This window comes from Scandinavium sp., assembly GCF_036271055.1.
Classification (GTDB): domain Bacteria; phylum Pseudomonadota; class Gammaproteobacteria; order Enterobacterales; family Enterobacteriaceae; genus Scandinavium.
Map to the genome: position 1 here is coordinate 17,669 of NZ_DATBBJ010000100.1, position 15,068 is coordinate 32,736.

The 15,068-nt window shown below is 54.3% G+C and carries 13 protein-coding genes; 10 read left to right on the plus strand and 3 right to left on the minus strand.

Going from position 1 to position 15,068, the window contains the following annotated elements:
- Positions 1 to 111: 111 nt before the first annotated feature.
- The 7 genes from lepA to acpS all read left to right on the plus strand — a co-directional run bounded on the left by lepA (position 112) and on the right by acpS (position 6,579).
- Complete coding sequence (lepA, locus tag VH187_RS21145; protein WP_329703405.1) at positions 112 to 1,911, plus strand: translation elongation factor 4; 1,800 nt, start codon at positions 112 to 114, stop codon at positions 1,909 to 1,911.
- Positions 1,912 to 1,927: 16 nt separating this feature from the next.
- Positions 1,928 to 2,902 (plus strand): signal peptidase I, encoded by a 975-nt coding sequence (gene lepB / locus VH187_RS21150; RefSeq protein ID WP_329703406.1) that lies wholly within the window; start codon positions 1,928 to 1,930, stop codon positions 2,900 to 2,902.
- Positions 2,903 to 3,124: 222 nt separating this feature from the next.
- Positions 3,125 to 3,805, plus strand: a complete 681-nt coding sequence (rnc, locus tag VH187_RS21155) for a ribonuclease III (protein WP_329703407.1) — start codon at positions 3,125 to 3,127, stop codon at positions 3,803 to 3,805.
- A complete protein-coding gene (gene era, locus VH187_RS21160) occupies positions 3,802 to 4,707 on the plus strand; it encodes a GTPase Era (protein ID WP_329703408.1) in 906 nt (301 codons plus the stop codon). Before rnc ends, era begins: the two co-directional genes overlap by 4 nt.
- Positions 4,708 to 4,716: 9 nt before the next feature.
- On the plus strand, positions 4,717 to 5,427 hold the full coding sequence (gene recO / locus VH187_RS21165; RefSeq protein WP_329703409.1) for a DNA repair protein RecO: 711 nt from the start codon (positions 4,717 to 4,719) through the stop codon (positions 5,425 to 5,427).
- A 40-nt stretch (positions 5,428 to 5,467) separates the two neighbouring features.
- Positions 5,468 to 6,199, plus strand: a complete 732-nt coding sequence (gene pdxJ / locus VH187_RS21170) for a pyridoxine 5'-phosphate synthase (protein WP_329703410.1) — start codon at positions 5,468 to 5,470, stop codon at positions 6,197 to 6,199.
- Entirely contained in the window at positions 6,199 to 6,579 is a 381-nt protein-coding gene (acpS, locus tag VH187_RS21175; protein WP_329703411.1) for a holo-ACP synthase, read from the plus strand. Before pdxJ ends, acpS begins: the two co-directional genes overlap by 1 nt.
- On the opposite strand, the gene VH187_RS21180 is transcribed toward acpS, so the two are convergent.
- Both VH187_RS21180 and VH187_RS21185 read right to left on the minus strand, forming a co-directional pair.
- The gene (locus VH187_RS21180) at positions 6,576 to 6,836 is read right to left on the minus strand and encodes a YfhL family 4Fe-4S dicluster ferredoxin (RefSeq protein ID WP_329703412.1); all 261 of its coding nucleotides are present in this window, start codon (positions 6,834 to 6,836) and stop codon (positions 6,576 to 6,578) included. The two genes, acpS and VH187_RS21180, sit on opposite strands and share 4 nt — an antisense overlap.
- 114 nt (positions 6,837 to 6,950) lie before the next feature.
- Positions 6,951 to 7,799: a MurR/RpiR family transcriptional regulator gene (locus VH187_RS21185; RefSeq protein WP_329703413.1), complete on the minus strand. Its 849-nt coding sequence runs from the start codon at positions 7,797 to 7,799 to the stop codon at positions 6,951 to 6,953.
- Positions 7,800 to 8,057: 258 nt separating this feature from the next.
- Between VH187_RS21185 and yfhb the strand changes: the two genes are divergently transcribed.
- Together yfhb and tadA are read left to right on the plus strand one after the other, a co-directional pair.
- Positions 8,058 to 8,693 (plus strand): phosphatidylglycerophosphatase C, encoded by a 636-nt coding sequence (gene yfhb / locus VH187_RS21190; protein WP_329703414.1) that lies wholly within the window; start codon positions 8,058 to 8,060, stop codon positions 8,691 to 8,693.
- Between the two features lie 52 nt (positions 8,694 to 8,745).
- On the plus strand, positions 8,746 to 9,243 hold the full coding sequence (tadA, locus tag VH187_RS21195) for a tRNA adenosine(34) deaminase TadA (RefSeq protein WP_329703415.1): 498 nt from the start codon (positions 8,746 to 8,748) through the stop codon (positions 9,241 to 9,243).
- On the opposite strand, the gene mltF is transcribed toward tadA, so the two are convergent.
- A complete protein-coding gene (gene mltF, locus VH187_RS21200; RefSeq protein ID WP_329703416.1) occupies positions 9,240 to 10,790 on the minus strand; it encodes a membrane-bound lytic murein transglycosylase MltF in 1,551 nt (516 codons plus the stop codon). The genes tadA and mltF overlap by 4 nt on opposite strands.
- A gap of 256 nt (positions 10,791 to 11,046) precedes the next feature.
- Between mltF and purL the strand changes: the two genes are divergently transcribed.
- Positions 11,047 to 14,934 (plus strand): phosphoribosylformylglycinamidine synthase, encoded by a 3,888-nt coding sequence (purL, locus tag VH187_RS21205; protein ID WP_329703417.1) that lies wholly within the window; start codon positions 11,047 to 11,049, stop codon positions 14,932 to 14,934.
- The last annotated feature ends 134 nt before the right edge of the window (positions 14,935 to 15,068 follow it).

Genomic DNA, 15,068 nt, shown 5'->3' on the forward strand with positions numbered 1-15,068 from the left:
AGCATTTCCTGGCGACGGAGATGTAGTGTAGAATGCGGCGTTTTCGAACGATCAAACGTCAGGCGCAGACCCGCGGCCTCCAGGAATTCGTAAGGCATAACTCACTCTAATATGAAGAATATACGTAACTTTTCGATCATCGCGCATATCGACCACGGCAAATCGACGCTGTCTGACCGTATTATCCAAATTTGCGGCGGACTTTCCGATCGTGAAATGGCCGCTCAGGTTCTCGACTCCATGGATCTGGAACGTGAACGTGGGATCACCATCAAAGCACAAAGTGTGACCCTGGATTACAAAGCGACTGACGGTGAAACTTACCAGTTGAACTTCATCGATACCCCGGGCCACGTTGACTTCTCCTATGAAGTTTCCCGTTCTCTCGCCGCCTGTGAAGGCGCATTGCTGGTGGTTGATGCCGGGCAGGGCGTAGAAGCGCAGACGCTCGCGAACTGCTATACCGCAATGGAAATGGACCTGGAAGTGGTTCCGGTTCTGAACAAAATTGACTTGCCAGCGGCTGATCCAGAACGCGTGGCAGAAGAGATTGAAGATATCGTCGGCATCGACGCCGCAGACGCTGTGCGCTGCTCGGCGAAAACCGGCGTGGGTGTTCCTGATGTGTTAGAGCGTCTGGTGCGTGATATTCCACCGCCAGTCGGCGATGCGGATGCCCCATTACAGGCGCTGATCATCGACTCCTGGTTTGATAACTACCTTGGCGTTGTGTCGCTTATCCGTGTGAAAAACGGCACCCTGCGCAAAGGCGATAAAGTCAAAGTCATGAGTACCGGCCAGGTCTACAACGCAGACCGTCTGGGCATCTTCACCCCGAAACAAGTTGATCGTACCGAGCTGAAATGCGGTGAAGTAGGCTGGCTGGTTTGTGCTATTAAAGACATTCTCGGCGCACCGGTCGGCGATACGCTGACTCTGTCCCGTAACCCGGCTGACAAAGCGCTTCCTGGCTTCAAGAAAGTGAAGCCGCAGGTTTACGCGGGTCTGTTCCCGGTAAGCTCCGATGATTACGAAAACTTCCGTGATGCCCTCGGCAAGCTGAGCCTGAACGATGCTTCCCTGTTCTACGAGCCAGAAAGCTCAACGGCGCTGGGCTTCGGCTTCCGTTGTGGCTTCCTCGGTCTGCTGCACATGGAAATCATCCAGGAGCGTCTGGAGCGTGAATACGATCTCGACCTCATCACCACCGCACCAACGGTTGTGTATGAAGTGCAGACCACCAATAAAGAAGTTATCTACGTCGATAGCCCCTCTAAGCTACCACCACTGAATAACATCGAAGAACTGCGCGAGCCGATCGCCGAGTGTCACATGCTGTTGCCGCAAGAATTCCTTGGCAACGTGATCACCCTGTGTATCGAAAAACGTGGCGTACAGACCAACATGGTTTACCACGGTAACCAGGTGGCGCTGACCTATGACATCCCGATGGCAGAAGTGGTGCTCGACTTCTTCGACCGCCTGAAGTCTACCTCTCGCGGCTATGCATCGCTGGATTACAACTTCAAGCGCTTCCAGGCGTCCAACATGGTGCGTGTTGATGTCCTCATTAACGGCGACCGCGTTGATGCGCTGGCGCTGATCACCCACAACGACAACGCGCCGTATCGTGGTCGTGAATTGGTTGAGAAGATGAAAGAACTTATCCCGCGCCAGCAGTTCGATATCGCGATTCAGGCGGCCATCGGCAACCACATTATTGCCCGTTCAACTGTGAAACAGCTGCGTAAAAACGTCCTGGCGAAATGCTACGGCGGTGACGTTAGCCGTAAGAAAAAGCTGCTGCAGAAACAGAAAGACGGTAAAAAACGCATGAAGCAAGTGGGTAACGTTGAGCTTCCACAGGAAGCATTCCTCGCCATTCTGCATGTTGGAAAAGACGGTAAATAACCAATAAGGAGTTGGCATGGCGAACATGTTTGCCCTGATCCTGGTCATTGCGACCCTGGTGACAGGGATTTTATGGTGCATGGATAAGTTTATTTTTGCGCCAAAACGCCGTGAACGTCAGGCCGCTGCACAGGTTGCAGCGGGTGATACGCTGGATCAAAAGACGTTGAAGAAAGTTGGCCCGAAACCGGGCTGGCTGGAAACGGGGGCTTCTGTGTTCCCGGTGCTGGCTATCGTGCTGATTGTGCGCTCATTTATCTACGAGCCGTTTCAGATCCCATCGGGTTCGATGATGCCAACGCTGCTCATTGGTGATTTTATTCTGGTGGAGAAATTCGCCTATGGAATTAAAGATCCGATTTACCAGAATACGCTAATCGAAACCGGTCATCCGAAACGTGGTGATGTCGTCGTCTTTAAATACCCGGAAGATCCACGCCTTGACTATATCAAGCGTGCAGTTGGCTTACCGGGCGACAAGGTGACTTACGATCCGATCGCTAAAGAAGTGACCATCAAGCCTAACTGTAGCTCAGGCCAGGCTTGCGGTAACGCTTTGCCGGTCACGTATTCCAATGTTGAAGCCAGCGATTTCGTGCAGACGTTTGCCCGTCGTAATGGCGGTGAAGCGACCAGCGGTTTCTGGCAATTGCCGAAAGGCGAAAGCAAAGATAACGGCGTGCGCCTGAGTGAGCGTAAAGAGACGCTGGGCGATGTCACTCACCGTATTCTGACCGTGCCTATCGCGCAGGACCAACTGGGTATGTATTACCACGAGCAAGGCCAGCAGTTGGCGACCTGGGTTGTTCCGCCTGGACATTACTTCATGATGGGTGATAACCGCGATAACAGCGCTGACAGCCGTTACTGGGGCTTCGTCCCGGAAGCGAATCTGGTCGGCAAAGCGGTGGGCATCTGGATGAGTTTCGAAAAACAGGAAGGTGAATGGCCGACCGGCGTACGTTTAAGTCGTATTGGCGGAATCCATTAATTCCTGACTTTTATTCATGCCGTCATCATCATAATGGCGGCATGAATTATTTCCGATTTAAATGCCCATCAGCTAACGACATCACTCGTCGTTGCGTATAGAATGTCCCCCCGAAGTTTTAGGTTGGTACCCATCAGGGATCCACGGCACACGAAACCGCGTTGGCTATTTCAGGTCGGTTTCGTGTGCTGCATTATTGACGCATTCATCTATTGGTAACGCATGAACCCCATCGTAATTAATCGGCTTCAACGTAAGCTGGGCTACACTTTTCAACATCAGGATCTGTTGCAACAGGCTTTAACCCATCGCAGCGCGAGCAGTAAGCATAATGAGCGCCTCGAATTCCTGGGTGATTCTATTTTAAGCTATGTGATTGCCAATGCGCTGTATCACCGCTTTCCTCGCGTTGACGAAGGCGATATGAGCCGTATGCGCGCCACGCTGGTGCGCGGCAATACGCTGGCAGAAATCGCTCGTGAATTTGAACTGGGTGAATGCCTGCGTTTGGGGCCCGGCGAACTGAAAAGTGGTGGCTTCCGTCGTGAATCTATTTTGGCGGATACCGTTGAAGCACTGATTGGCGGTGTCTTCCTTGACAGCGATATTCAGAATGTCGAGAAGCTGATCCTCAACTGGTATCAGACCCGATTGGACGAAATCAGCCCGGGCGATAAGCAAAAAGATCCGAAAACGCGTTTGCAGGAATATTTACAGGGTCGTCATCTGCCGCTGCCATCCTATCTGGTTGTGCAAGTGCGTGGCGAAGCCCACGATCAGGAATTTACTATCCACTGCCAGGTCAGTGGCCTGAGTGAACCGGTAGTTGGCACGGGTTCCAGCCGCCGCAAGGCGGAGCAGGCTGCCGCCGAACAGGCGCTGAAAAAACTGGAGCTGGAATGAGCGACGAAAAGAGTTATTGCGGATTTATTGCCATCGTTGGACGCCCCAACGTTGGTAAATCCACCCTGTTAAATAAACTGCTTGGGCAGAAGATTTCCATCACTTCTCGCAAAGCGCAGACCACGCGTCACCGCATTGTCGGGATCCATACCGAAGGGGCATATCAGGCAATTTATGTCGATACCCCGGGTCTGCATATGGAAGAGAAGCGTGCGATCAACCGTCTGATGAACAAAGCGGCGAGCAGCTCCATCGGCGACGTAGAGCTCATCATCTTTGTGGTGGAAGGCACCCGCTGGACGCCTGACGACGAAATGGTGCTGAACAAGCTCCGTGGTGGTCGCGCACCAGTTATCCTCGCAGTTAACAAAGTCGATAACGTTCAGGAAAAAGGCGACCTGCTGCCGCACTTGCAGTTCCTCGGCAGCCAGATGAACTTCCTCGATATCGTACCGATTTCTGCCGAAACGGGCATGAACGTGGATACGATGGCGGGCATCGTGCGTAAGCACCTGCCGGAAGCGATTCACCATTTCCCGGAAGATTACATCACTGACCGTTCACAGCGCTTTATGGCCTCTGAAATCATCCGTGAAAAACTGATGCGTTTCCTGGGCGCAGAGCTGCCGTACTCTGTAACGGTAGAGATCGAACGCTTCCAGACCAACGAACGCGGCGGCTATGACATCCACGGTCTGATCCTCGTCGAGCGCGAAGGGCAGAAGAAGATGGTGATTGGCAACAAAGGTGCCAAAATCAAAACCATCGGTATTGAAGCCCGTAAGGATATGCAGGAGATGTTTGAATCCCCTGTACACCTTGAGCTGTGGGTCAAAGTGAAATCTGGCTGGGCCGATGACGAGCGCGCCCTGCGCAGTCTCGGTTATGTCGACGACCTTTAAGTAAATTCCATGGAAGGCTGGCAGCGCGCTTTCGTCCTGCATAGTCGTCCCTGGAGCGAAACCAGCCTGATGCTGGACGTCTTCACGGAAGAGTCGGGCCGCGTGCGCCTTGTGGCTAAAGGCGCACGTTCCAAACGTTCAAATCTTAAAGGCGCGCTTCAGCCCTTTACTCCCCTGCTGGTCCGTTTTGGTGGTCGTGGCGATGTCAAAACGCTACGCAGCGCCGAAGCTGTGTCTCTTGCACTTCCTCTCAGCGGTATCACGCTCTACAGCGGCCTTTACGTCAATGAACTGGTTGCCCGCGTGCTGGAAAACGAAACCCGTTTCTCCGAACTCTTTTTCGATTATCTGCACTGTATCCAGGCGCTGGCTGGCGTAACAGGTTCACCTGAACCTGTGCTGCGCCGTTTTGAGTTGGCACTGTTGGCGCATTTGGGGTACGGCGTGGATTTCCTGCATTGCGCAGGCAGTGGCGAACCGGTGGATGACACCATGACCTACCGTTATCGTGAAGAAAAAGGCTTCATCGCAAGCGTAGTGATTGATCACTACACGTTTACCGGGCACCATTTGAAGGCGCTCGCCAGCCGGGAATTCCCCGATGCAGATGCGTTACGGGCAGCAAAACGCTTCACCCGGATGGCGTTAAAGCCTTATCTTGGCGGGAAGCCGCTTAAAAGCCGCGAATTATTCCGGCAGTTTGTGCCAAAGCGCGGTTGAGCCACGCTTAAAAAATCAAAAATGAATAACGAGGATTGTCATGGCTGAATTACTGTTAGGCGTCAATATTGACCACATCGCCACGCTGCGTAATGCTCGCGGCACTGCTTACCCGGATCCGGTTCAGGCGGCGTTCATCGCTGAGCAGGCAGGCGCCGACGGCATCACCGTGCATCTGCGTGAAGACCGTCGCCACATTACCGACCGCGATGTACGTATTCTTCGCCAGACCCTCGATACCCGCATGAACCTGGAAATGGCTGTCACCGAAGAGATGCTGACCATTGCCTGCGACACCAAACCGCATTTCTGCTGCCTGGTGCCGGAAAAGCGTCAGGAAGTGACCACCGAAGGCGGTCTGGACGTTGCCGGTCAGGTCGACAAAATGCGCGATGCCTGTAAACGCCTGGCCGATGCAGGGATCCTCGTTTCGCTGTTTATTGATGCTGACAACGCACAGATTAAAGCGGCAGCTGACGTGGGCGCGCCCTATATCGAAATTCATACCGGTTGCTATGCCGACGCTAAAAATGAAGCGCAGCAGGCGAAAGAGCTGGAGCGTATCGCTAAAGCGGCAACCTACGCAGCAAGCCTTGGGTTGAAAGTGAACGCCGGGCACGGTCTGACCTACCACAACGTCAAAGCCATTGCCGCGCTGCCAGAAATGCACGAGCTGAACATCGGTCATGCGATTATTGGTCGTGCAGTAATGAGCGGCCTTAAAGAGGCAGTAGCGGAAATGAAACGCCTGATGCTGGAAGCGCGCGGCTAATGGCTATCATCGGTATCGGCACCGATATCGTTGAGATCACCCGTATTGAAGCGGTGATCACCCGTAGCGGTGATCGCCTGGCGCGCCGGGTGCTCAGCGATAACGAATGGAAAGTATGGGAAACGCATCAGCAGCCGGTGCGTTTTCTGGCAAAACGTTTTGCGGTGAAAGAGGCGGCGTCGAAAGCGCTTGGCACTGGCATTCGTAACGGCTTAGCGTTCGAGCAATTTGAAGTTTATAACGATGAGCTGGGTAAGCCAAAACTACGACTGTGGGGCGCGGCAAGTGAACTCGCAGCTCAGCTTGGCGTAGCGCATATCCACGTTACGCTCGCGGACGAACGGCATTACGCCTGCGCGACGGTAATAATGGAAAGCTAGATTTTGTCGGCGTGGTGCAGCTGGACGAATTTATCCCACAGCTGCTCTTCGTTTTCGAGATGCTCAGGGTTTTTGATGATGGTGTTGGCGATAGGGCACACGCTCTGACAGGTCGGTGTTTCGTAATGGCCGATGCATTCCGTACAACGATCGCTGTTAATCTCATAAATGCTGCTGCCCATCGAAATGGCCTCATTCGGGCACTCCGGTTCGCACATATCGCAGTTGATGCATTTTTTGGTAATTAACAGCGCCATTTGGAAACTCTCAGAAACACCACAAACAGGGCGGGCATTATACGCTCATTCTCTGTGCAGGCCACTTTTTTGTTGCCCATCCGCACTTACTTCGCGATGAAGCACCGCCGATCATCACACCAGTTTTTTCACCAATGCTTCGCTGTGGCGAATGCGATCCGGGGCATGTTCCAGATCCTGTTGAACCAGACCCATAAACAGCAAATCGGTGAGCATCATCTGTGCGCTGGTGGATGAGATCGCCGCACTGCGCGTGGCCAGCTCTTCGGCAATGGTATACAGGCAATGACTCGCCCGTTGTTGTAGTGCATTGGGTGAGAATCCGGTGATCGCCAGAATCTTCCCGCCTACGCGTAGCGTTTCATCTGCCGCCAGATTGATCTCCCGTCGCTCACCCGAATAGGAAATCGCCAGCAGTAAATCGTCCTCAGTCATCGCCTGTACCGTGGCGAGCAGGGCATGCATATCTTTTTCCACCACCGCGTTAAAGCCAATTTTCAGCAGCTTCCAGCTAAAGTTTTGTGCCACCAAACCTGACGCGCCAATCCCGGTCAGCACGATGCGTCGGGCATTGCGCAGCAGATCGATACTCTCCCGCAGCTTCTCTTCGGTGTTGACGTCAAGCGAAGCGTGCATCGCCGAGATATTGTCCTTAATGAGTTTTTCGCCCACCAATCGCAACGGATCGTCGCCGCGAATCTGGTTATGCACGGGCACCGATTGTGGATGTGGATTGCTGGCCAGCGCTTCACTCAGCGCCAGTTTTAACGCTGGAAACCCTTTGAATCCCAGTTTTTGGGAGAACTTCACCACACTCGACTGGCTGACGCCGGCCTCGGCAGCCAGCTGCTGAGAGCTGAGGTGACGGGCTTCATCAGGTTGCGCGAGGATGAAATCCGCCAGCTTTTTGTCGCTTTGCGCAAGCCCGGCGTAACGCTGACGGATACGAATCAAACAGTTCATTGGCTCTCCAGAGGGCCAAATCGTGGCCGCCTGTCAGAATTTAGTCTTTGATTATAGGGGATTGTGATGCAGACACGGTTGGTTGCGGACGTCTTGCGCTGCTTTCTTAATCGATTCATCATTTTAATCAAAAGGATACGCTGTATCCCGGACAAGGGAAAGGCGCATTACGGATCGTTTTTGGAAATGTGAGGTTCTGGCTGTTAGGCTATCTGACAGGAACGATTGATACGCGCTCACCTTTTTAAGGAGAATGATTTGGTAAGCAATTCGCGTCGGGTAGTGTTTTTTGATCTGGATGGTACGCTGCATCAGCAGGATATGTTCGGCAGTTTTTTACGTTATCTGTTGCGCCATAACCCACTGAATGCACTGCTGGTGCTCCCTTTGTTACCCGTGATTGGCGTGGTGCTGCTGGTGAAAGGGCGGGCGGCGCGCTGGCCGATGAGCCTGCTGCTGTGGGCGGCCACATTTGGGCACAGTGAAGCCAGGTTGAGTGCACTGGAAGCCAAATTTGTGCAATGGTTCCGGGGCCACGTGACGGCCTTCCCGGTCGTGCATCAGCGCCTCACCGAATACCTGACCAGCTCTGATGCCGATGTTTGGCTCATCACCGGTTCGCCGAAATCGCTTGTGGAGAAAGTCTATTTCGACACGCCGTGGCTGCCGCGCGTTAATCTGATCGCCAGCATGACCGAGCGCCGCCACGGCGGTTGGGTGCTGACGCTGCGCTGTTTAGGTCATGAAAAAGTGGCCCAGCTTGAGAAAAAAATCGGTACGCCGCTACGCCTGTACAGCGGTTACAGCGACAGTAATCAGGACAACCCGCTGCTCTATTTCTGTCAGCACCGCTGGCGAGTGACGCCGAGGGGCGAGTTACAACAGTTGGAATAAAAGTCTCGCGGATGTGTATAATGCGCCCCGCTTTTCTACCGGAGTAGTTGCTTTGTCTGACAATGAATTGAACCACGAACACTGGATGCGTCATGCGCTGACTTTAGCCCAACGAGCCTGGGATGAAGGGGAGGTGCCGGTCGGGGCAGTGCTGGTTTATCAGAATCAGGTGATTGGCGAAGGCTGGAACCGACCGATTGGTCATCATGACCCGACCGCACATGCCGAAATCATGGCGCTGCGTCAGGGAGGAATGGTGCTTCAGAATTACCGGTTAATCGACACCACGTTATATGTCACCCTTGAGCCGTGCGTAATGTGTGCCGGGGCGATGGTGCATAGTCGTATTGGGCAACTGGTGTTTGGTGCGCGGGATGCAAAAACCGGGGCGGCGGGATCGCTGATGGATGTGTTGCATCATCCCGGCATGAATCATCGGGTGGAAATTACCGAAGGCGTGCTTGCGCAAGCGTGTTCGTCGATGCTGAGTGACTTTTTCCGCCACCGCCGTGAGCAGAAGAAAGCGCTCAAGCGTGCCACTTTGCTTTAACGGCGAGAAAACTCGACCAGTTGGCTCGGGTGCTTCACTTCAATCTGACCGCTGCGTTCATCAGGATGCAGTGAGATGAATGGCAGTAAACCCAGGCTGGTGTGATTCAGTTCGCCTGATCTTACCGCAGGATAATCCTGGGCATATTCCCTGTCCTGAGCGGCCTTCTTCTCTTTTTCAAGCAAATAACCCACCAGGCTGATTTGGTACTTACGGATATTTTCCACATAAGCGTAGGCTTCGTGCCCGCGCGCATAACCGTATGTCAGGCGAGTGTAATAGGGTTTCTGGCTTAGCAACGGCAAGCGCTGTTTCACGTCGGCCCAACTGTCCGGATTGCCTTTTTGCTTCGCCGTTAACGCTCTGGCGTCAAGCATATGCGCGTAGCCCATATTGTAAGCCGCCAGTGCAAACCAGATACGCTCTTCCTTCGGTACGGTGTCCGGTACTTTATCCATCATGTCCTGCAGATAACGCATCCCACCGCTGACACTTTGCTCAGGGTCGGTTCTGTCGGTCAGGCCCAGACTTTGCGCGGTGTTTTTGGTGAGCATCATCATGCCGCGCACCCCAGTGGGTGACGTCGCCAGCGGATCCCAATGAGATTCCTGCCACGCAATAGCCGCCAGTAAACGCCAGTCAATCTCCTTGGCGTATTTCTGAAAGAGTGGCTGAACATCCGGCAGCAAATTTTCTACTGCACGCAAGAAGGTACGGGTATCGAAATAATCGAAATCATCGCCATGACCGAGGTACTTCTCTTCCAGTCGGGCCAGCGTGCCGTCTTCATTAATGTTATTGAAGAAATCGAGCATCGCCGCAGGCAGCGTGTTGTCGCTGTCTTTCAGGCTAAACCAGGTGACGGGCTGTTCATCGGTGATATCCAGTGCCACCGCCAGCTCAGGATGCACGCGCTGGAACAGGCTAATTGCTACAGAATCGGCAATGGTGTAATCCAGTTTACCGTCGATGATATCTGCCATCAGCTCAACGCTGCCGCGCTTGTCATCAACGGTCCAGGTGAGGTTCGGGTATTTCTTGTCTTTCAGTGCCTGCAGATCGTTGATCGCCACATGGCCTGGGGCAATCGTCAGTTGTTGCGCGGTCAGGTTATCCAGCGTGTGCGGGCGCAGGCTGCCTTTACGATAAACCAACTGCTGAGAAACGGAGTAGTAAGCCGGGCCGGGTTGGTAGTTTTTGAGGCGCTCGCTGTTGTACACCAGCCCTGCGGCCAGCATATCGGCATTGTCGTTGTCGAGGTCATCGAAAAGCTGGCTGATGTTCTGGCGGACGGTAATTTTGAGTTTGACGCCAAGATAGTCGGCAAACTGCTGCGCCAGTTCGTAGTCGAGGCCGTAATCTTTTTCGTTAATGCTGGCAAATGTCAGCGGAGAAATTACGGTGCTGACACGAAGCTCACCGCGCGCCTGAATAGCGGCGATGCGATTTTCTGGTTTACTGAACCAGGGAATAGAAGGCCATAGCGCCGCTGCCAGTAGCAGGGTGACAATGCCAATAAACAGATAATTAATCTTTAATTTTTTCAATTAGTTAATTCTCTGTGAAGAGAGTGATCTCAGGCAATAGTTACCATGTTAAAGTTTAAGGGCTCTACAGAATGAGCGGCATTTTGCTTAACAATGCGCCAGTTGGCAACCCATTCATGCGATAGGTCACATCAATTGGTAAAACGAAGCGGTAATTTTATTTTGACGCAAACGGTTTCGTCGCCGCTCAGGATTCACTATAATGGCGCCCGTTTTCCGCCATTACGCACACTGAAACCCAGAAGACGAGAGACTTATGATGGAAATTCTGCGTGGTTCGCCTGCACTGTCTGCATTTCGTATCAACAAACTGCTGGCACGCTTTCAGGCAGCCAACCTTCCGGTCAGCAATATTTACGCCGAGTACGTGCATTTCGCCGAGCTGAACGCACCGCTTTCAGACCAGCAACACGCCCGGCTGGCACAGTTGCTGCAATATGGCCCAAGCCTCAGCAGCCATACCCCCGCCGGAAAATTACTGCTCGTCACTCCCCGCCCTGGCACCATCTCCCCCTGGTCTTCAAAAGCAACGGATATCGCCCACAACTGCGGCCTGACCCAGATTGATCGCCTTGAGCGCGGTGTTGCGTATTACGTTGAAGCCTCCACCCTGAGCGAGGCTCAGTGGAGCGAATTAGCAGCCGAGCTGCACGATCGGATGATGGAAACCGTATTTGCGGCGCTTCAGGATGCGGAAAGCCTGTTTGCCCATCATCAGCCCGCACCCGTTTCCAGCGTCGATATGCTCGGACAAGGGCGTCAGGCGCTGGTGGAAGCTAACCAGCGTCTGGGTCTGGCGCTGGCGGAAGATGAAATCGACTATCTGCACGATGCGTTCATCAAGCTGAACCGCAACCCGAACGACATCGAACTCTACATGTTTGCTCAGGCGAACTCCGAACACTGTCGTCACAAGATTTTCAACGCCGACTGGGTTATCGACGGCGAAGAACAGCCGAAGTCGCTGTTCAAAATGATCAAGAACACCTTCGAGAAAACGCCGGATCACGTGCTGTCGGCTTATAAAGACAACGCTGCGGTAATGGAAGGCTCAGAAGTCGGGCGCTTCTACGCCGCCCATGACGGCCTGCGCTATGACTTCCATCAGGAATCCGCGCATATCCTGATGAAGGTCGAAACGCATAACCACCCAACCGCTATTTCTCCATGGCCGGGTGCGGCAACGGGGTCCGGCGGTGAAATTCGCGACGAAGGTGCAACCGGACGCGGCGCGAAACCAAAAGCTGGGCTGGTAGGCTTCTCCGTTTCCAACCTTCGCATTCCGGGCTTTGAACAGCCGTGGGAAGAAGATTTTGGTAAACCTGACCGTATCGTCACCGCGCTGGACATCATGACCGACGGCCCGCTTGGCGGGGCGGCGTTCAACAACGAATTTGGTCGTCCGGCACTGAATGGCTACTTCCGTACTTACGAAGAAAAAGTGAACAGCCACAACGGCGAAGAGTTGCGTGGCTATCACAAGCCGATCATGCTGGCGGGCGGGATCGGCAATATTCGCGGCGATCACGTGCAAAAAGGCGAGATCAACGTTGGCGCGAAACTGGTTGTTCTCGGTGGCCCGGCGATGAATATCGGCCTCGGCGGCGGGGCTGCATCTTCTATGGCTTCCGGTCAATCCGATGCGGATCTGGATTTTGCTTCTGTACAGCGTGATAACCCGGAAATGGAACGTCGTTGCCAGGAAGTTATTGACCGCTGCTGGCAGTTGGGTGAAGCCAACCCGATTCTGTTTATCCATGACGTAGGCGCAGGCGGCTTATCTAACGCGATGCCAGAACTGGTTAGCGACGGTGGGCGCGGCGGCAACTTCAATCTGCGTGACATCCTCAGCGATGAACCGGGGATGAGCCCACTGGAAATCTGGTGTAATGAATCGCAGGAGCGCTATGTACTCGCCGTGGCTGCTGAACAGTTGCCGTTGTTTGACGAGCTGTGCCGCCGCGAGCGCGCACCGTACGCGGTGATCGGCGAGGCGACCGAAGAGATGCACCTGAGCCTCAGCGACACACATTTTGACGACAAGCCCATCGATCTGCCACTGGATGTGCTGCTTGGCAAAACGCCGAAAATGACCCGTGACGTAGCAACGCTCAACGCTAACGGCGAAGCGCTGAACCGTCAGGGCATCACGATTGCCGATGCGGTTAATCGTGTTCTGCATCTGCCCACAGTGGCAGAAAAAACCTTCCTTGTGACCATCGGCGACCGTTCGGTGACTGGCATGGTTGCGCGGGATCAGATGGTGGGTCCGTGGCAAATCCCGGTGGCGAACTGCGCGGTGACCACCGCCAGCCTGGACAGCTATTACGGCGAAGCAATGGCGCTTGGCGAACGTGCGCCTGTAGCGTTGCTCGATTTCGCGGCCTCTGCCCGTCTGGCGGTAGGTGAAGCACTGACCAACATCGTTGGCACGCAGGTAGGCGACCTCAAACGCATCAAGCTTTCGGCAAACTGGATGGCAGCAGCAGGGCATCCGGGTGAAGACGCTGGTCTGTATGCGGCGGTAAAAGCGGTGGGTGAAGAGCTTTGCCCGGCGCTGGGCCTGACTATTCCGGTCGGCAAAGACTCAATGTCGATGAAAACCCGTTGGCAGCAAGGCAGCGAACAGCGCGAAATGACCTCACCGTTGTCACTGGTGATCACCGCGTTTGCGCGTGTGGAAGACGTGCGTCGTACCGTTACGCCAGAGCTATCAACTGAAGACAATGCTTTGCTGCTGATTGATCTCGGTAAAGGCCATAACGCGCTGGGTGCAACCGCCCTGGCGCAAGTTTATCGCCAGCTCGGTGACAAAACGGCGGACGTGCGCAGCGTTGAGCAGTTAAAAGGCTTCTGGGATGCGATGCAGGTGCTGGTTGCCGAACGCAAACTGCTGGCGTGGCACGACCGTTCTGATGGCGGTCTGCTGGTGACGCTCGCAGAAATGGCCTTTACCGGTCATTGTGGTGTTGAGGTGGATATAGCCGCGCTGGGCGAAGATCGTCTGGCGGCCTTGTTCAACGAAGAACTGGGCGGCGTGATTCAGGTTCGTGCCGAAGATCGCGCTTTGGTCGAAGGCATTTTCGCAACCCATGGTTTAGCGGATTGCGTGTATTTCCTCGGTAAAGCTACCGAAGGCGACCGTTTCGTTATCACCGCAGATTCACATCCGGTCTACAGCGAAAGCCGCACCACACTTCGTATGTGGTGGGCAGAAACGACCTGGCAGATGCAGCGTCTGCGTGATAACCCGGAGTGCGCCGATCAGGAGCACGAAGCGAAGCGTAACGATAACGATCCGGGCCTCAATGTGAAGCTCTCGTTCGATATCAACGAAGACGTTGCCGCGCCGTACATCGCCAAAGGTGCGCGCCCGAAAGCCGCGGTGCTGCGCGAGCAGGGCGTTAACTCTCACGTCGAAATGGCGGCGGCGTTCCATCGTGCGGGCTTCGATGCTATCGATGTCCACATGAGTGACCTGCTTGCCGGACGCACCGGTCTGGAAGATTTCCAGGCGCTGGTGGCCTGTGGTGGTTTCTCTTACGGTGATGTGCTGGGCGCGGGTGAAGGCTGGGCGAAATCGATTCTGTTCAACGACCGTGTGCGTGACGAGTTCGAAACCTTCTTCCATCGTCCACAGACGCTGGCGCTGGGCGTGTGTAACGGCTGCCAGATGATGTCTAATCTGCGTGACCTGATCCCGGGCAGCAGCCTGTGGCCGCGCTTTGTGCGTAACCATTCTGACCGCTTCGAAGCGCGTTTCAGCCTGGTGGAAGTGACCCAAAGTCCATCGCTGTTGTTACAGGGCATGGTAGGTTCACAGATGCCTATCGCCGTTTCTCACGGCGAAGGTCGCGTAGAAGTGCGTGATGGTGCGCATCTGGCGCAGCTCGAAAGCAAAGGGCTGGTGGCGCTGCGTTTCGTTGACCACTACGGTAACGTCACGCAGAACTACCCGGCGAACCCGAACGGCTCCCCGAATGGGATCACTGCTGTCACCAGCGAAAGCGGGCGCGTGACCCTGATGATGCCACACCCGGAACGCGTATTCCGTACGGTGGCGAACTCATGGCACCCGGAAAACTGGGGCGAAGACAGCCCTTGGATGCGCATTTTCCGCAACGCGCGTAAACAGCTGGGTTAATCACACTCCAGCAATGAAAAGCCTTCCCGATGACGGAAGGCTTTTTTATGAGTGAGACACAGCAACAATACTGTCTGAAAAAGGCGACAGGTCGGATTTTGAGTGTCGCTAAAAGGTGACATTTATCTTCATGA

Coding starts and splice junctions, on each gene's coding strand:
- pdxJ (WP_329703410.1), top strand. CDS start 5,468: ATGGCTGAATTACTGTTAGGCGTCAATATTGACCACATCGCCACGCTG.
- acpS (WP_329703411.1), top strand. CDS start 6,199: ATGGCTATCATCGGTATCGGCACCGATATCGTTGAGATCACCCGTATT.
- recO (WP_329703409.1), top strand. CDS start 4,717: ATGGAAGGCTGGCAGCGCGCTTTCGTCCTGCATAGTCGTCCCTGGAGC.
- VH187_RS21185 (WP_329703413.1), bottom strand. CDS start 7,799: ATGAACTGTTTGATTCGTATCCGTCAGCGTTACGCCGGGCTTGCGCAA.
- VH187_RS21180 (WP_329703412.1), bottom strand. CDS start 6,836: ATGGCGCTGTTAATTACCAAAAAATGCATCAACTGCGATATGTGCGAA.
- lepB (WP_329703406.1), top strand. CDS start 1,928: ATGGCGAACATGTTTGCCCTGATCCTGGTCATTGCGACCCTGGTGACA.
- rnc (WP_329703407.1), top strand. CDS start 3,125: ATGAACCCCATCGTAATTAATCGGCTTCAACGTAAGCTGGGCTACACT.
- era (WP_329703408.1), top strand. CDS start 3,802: ATGAGCGACGAAAAGAGTTATTGCGGATTTATTGCCATCGTTGGACGC.
- lepA (WP_329703405.1), top strand. CDS start 112: ATGAAGAATATACGTAACTTTTCGATCATCGCGCATATCGACCACGGC.
- purL (WP_329703417.1), top strand. CDS start 11,047: ATGATGGAAATTCTGCGTGGTTCGCCTGCACTGTCTGCATTTCGTATC.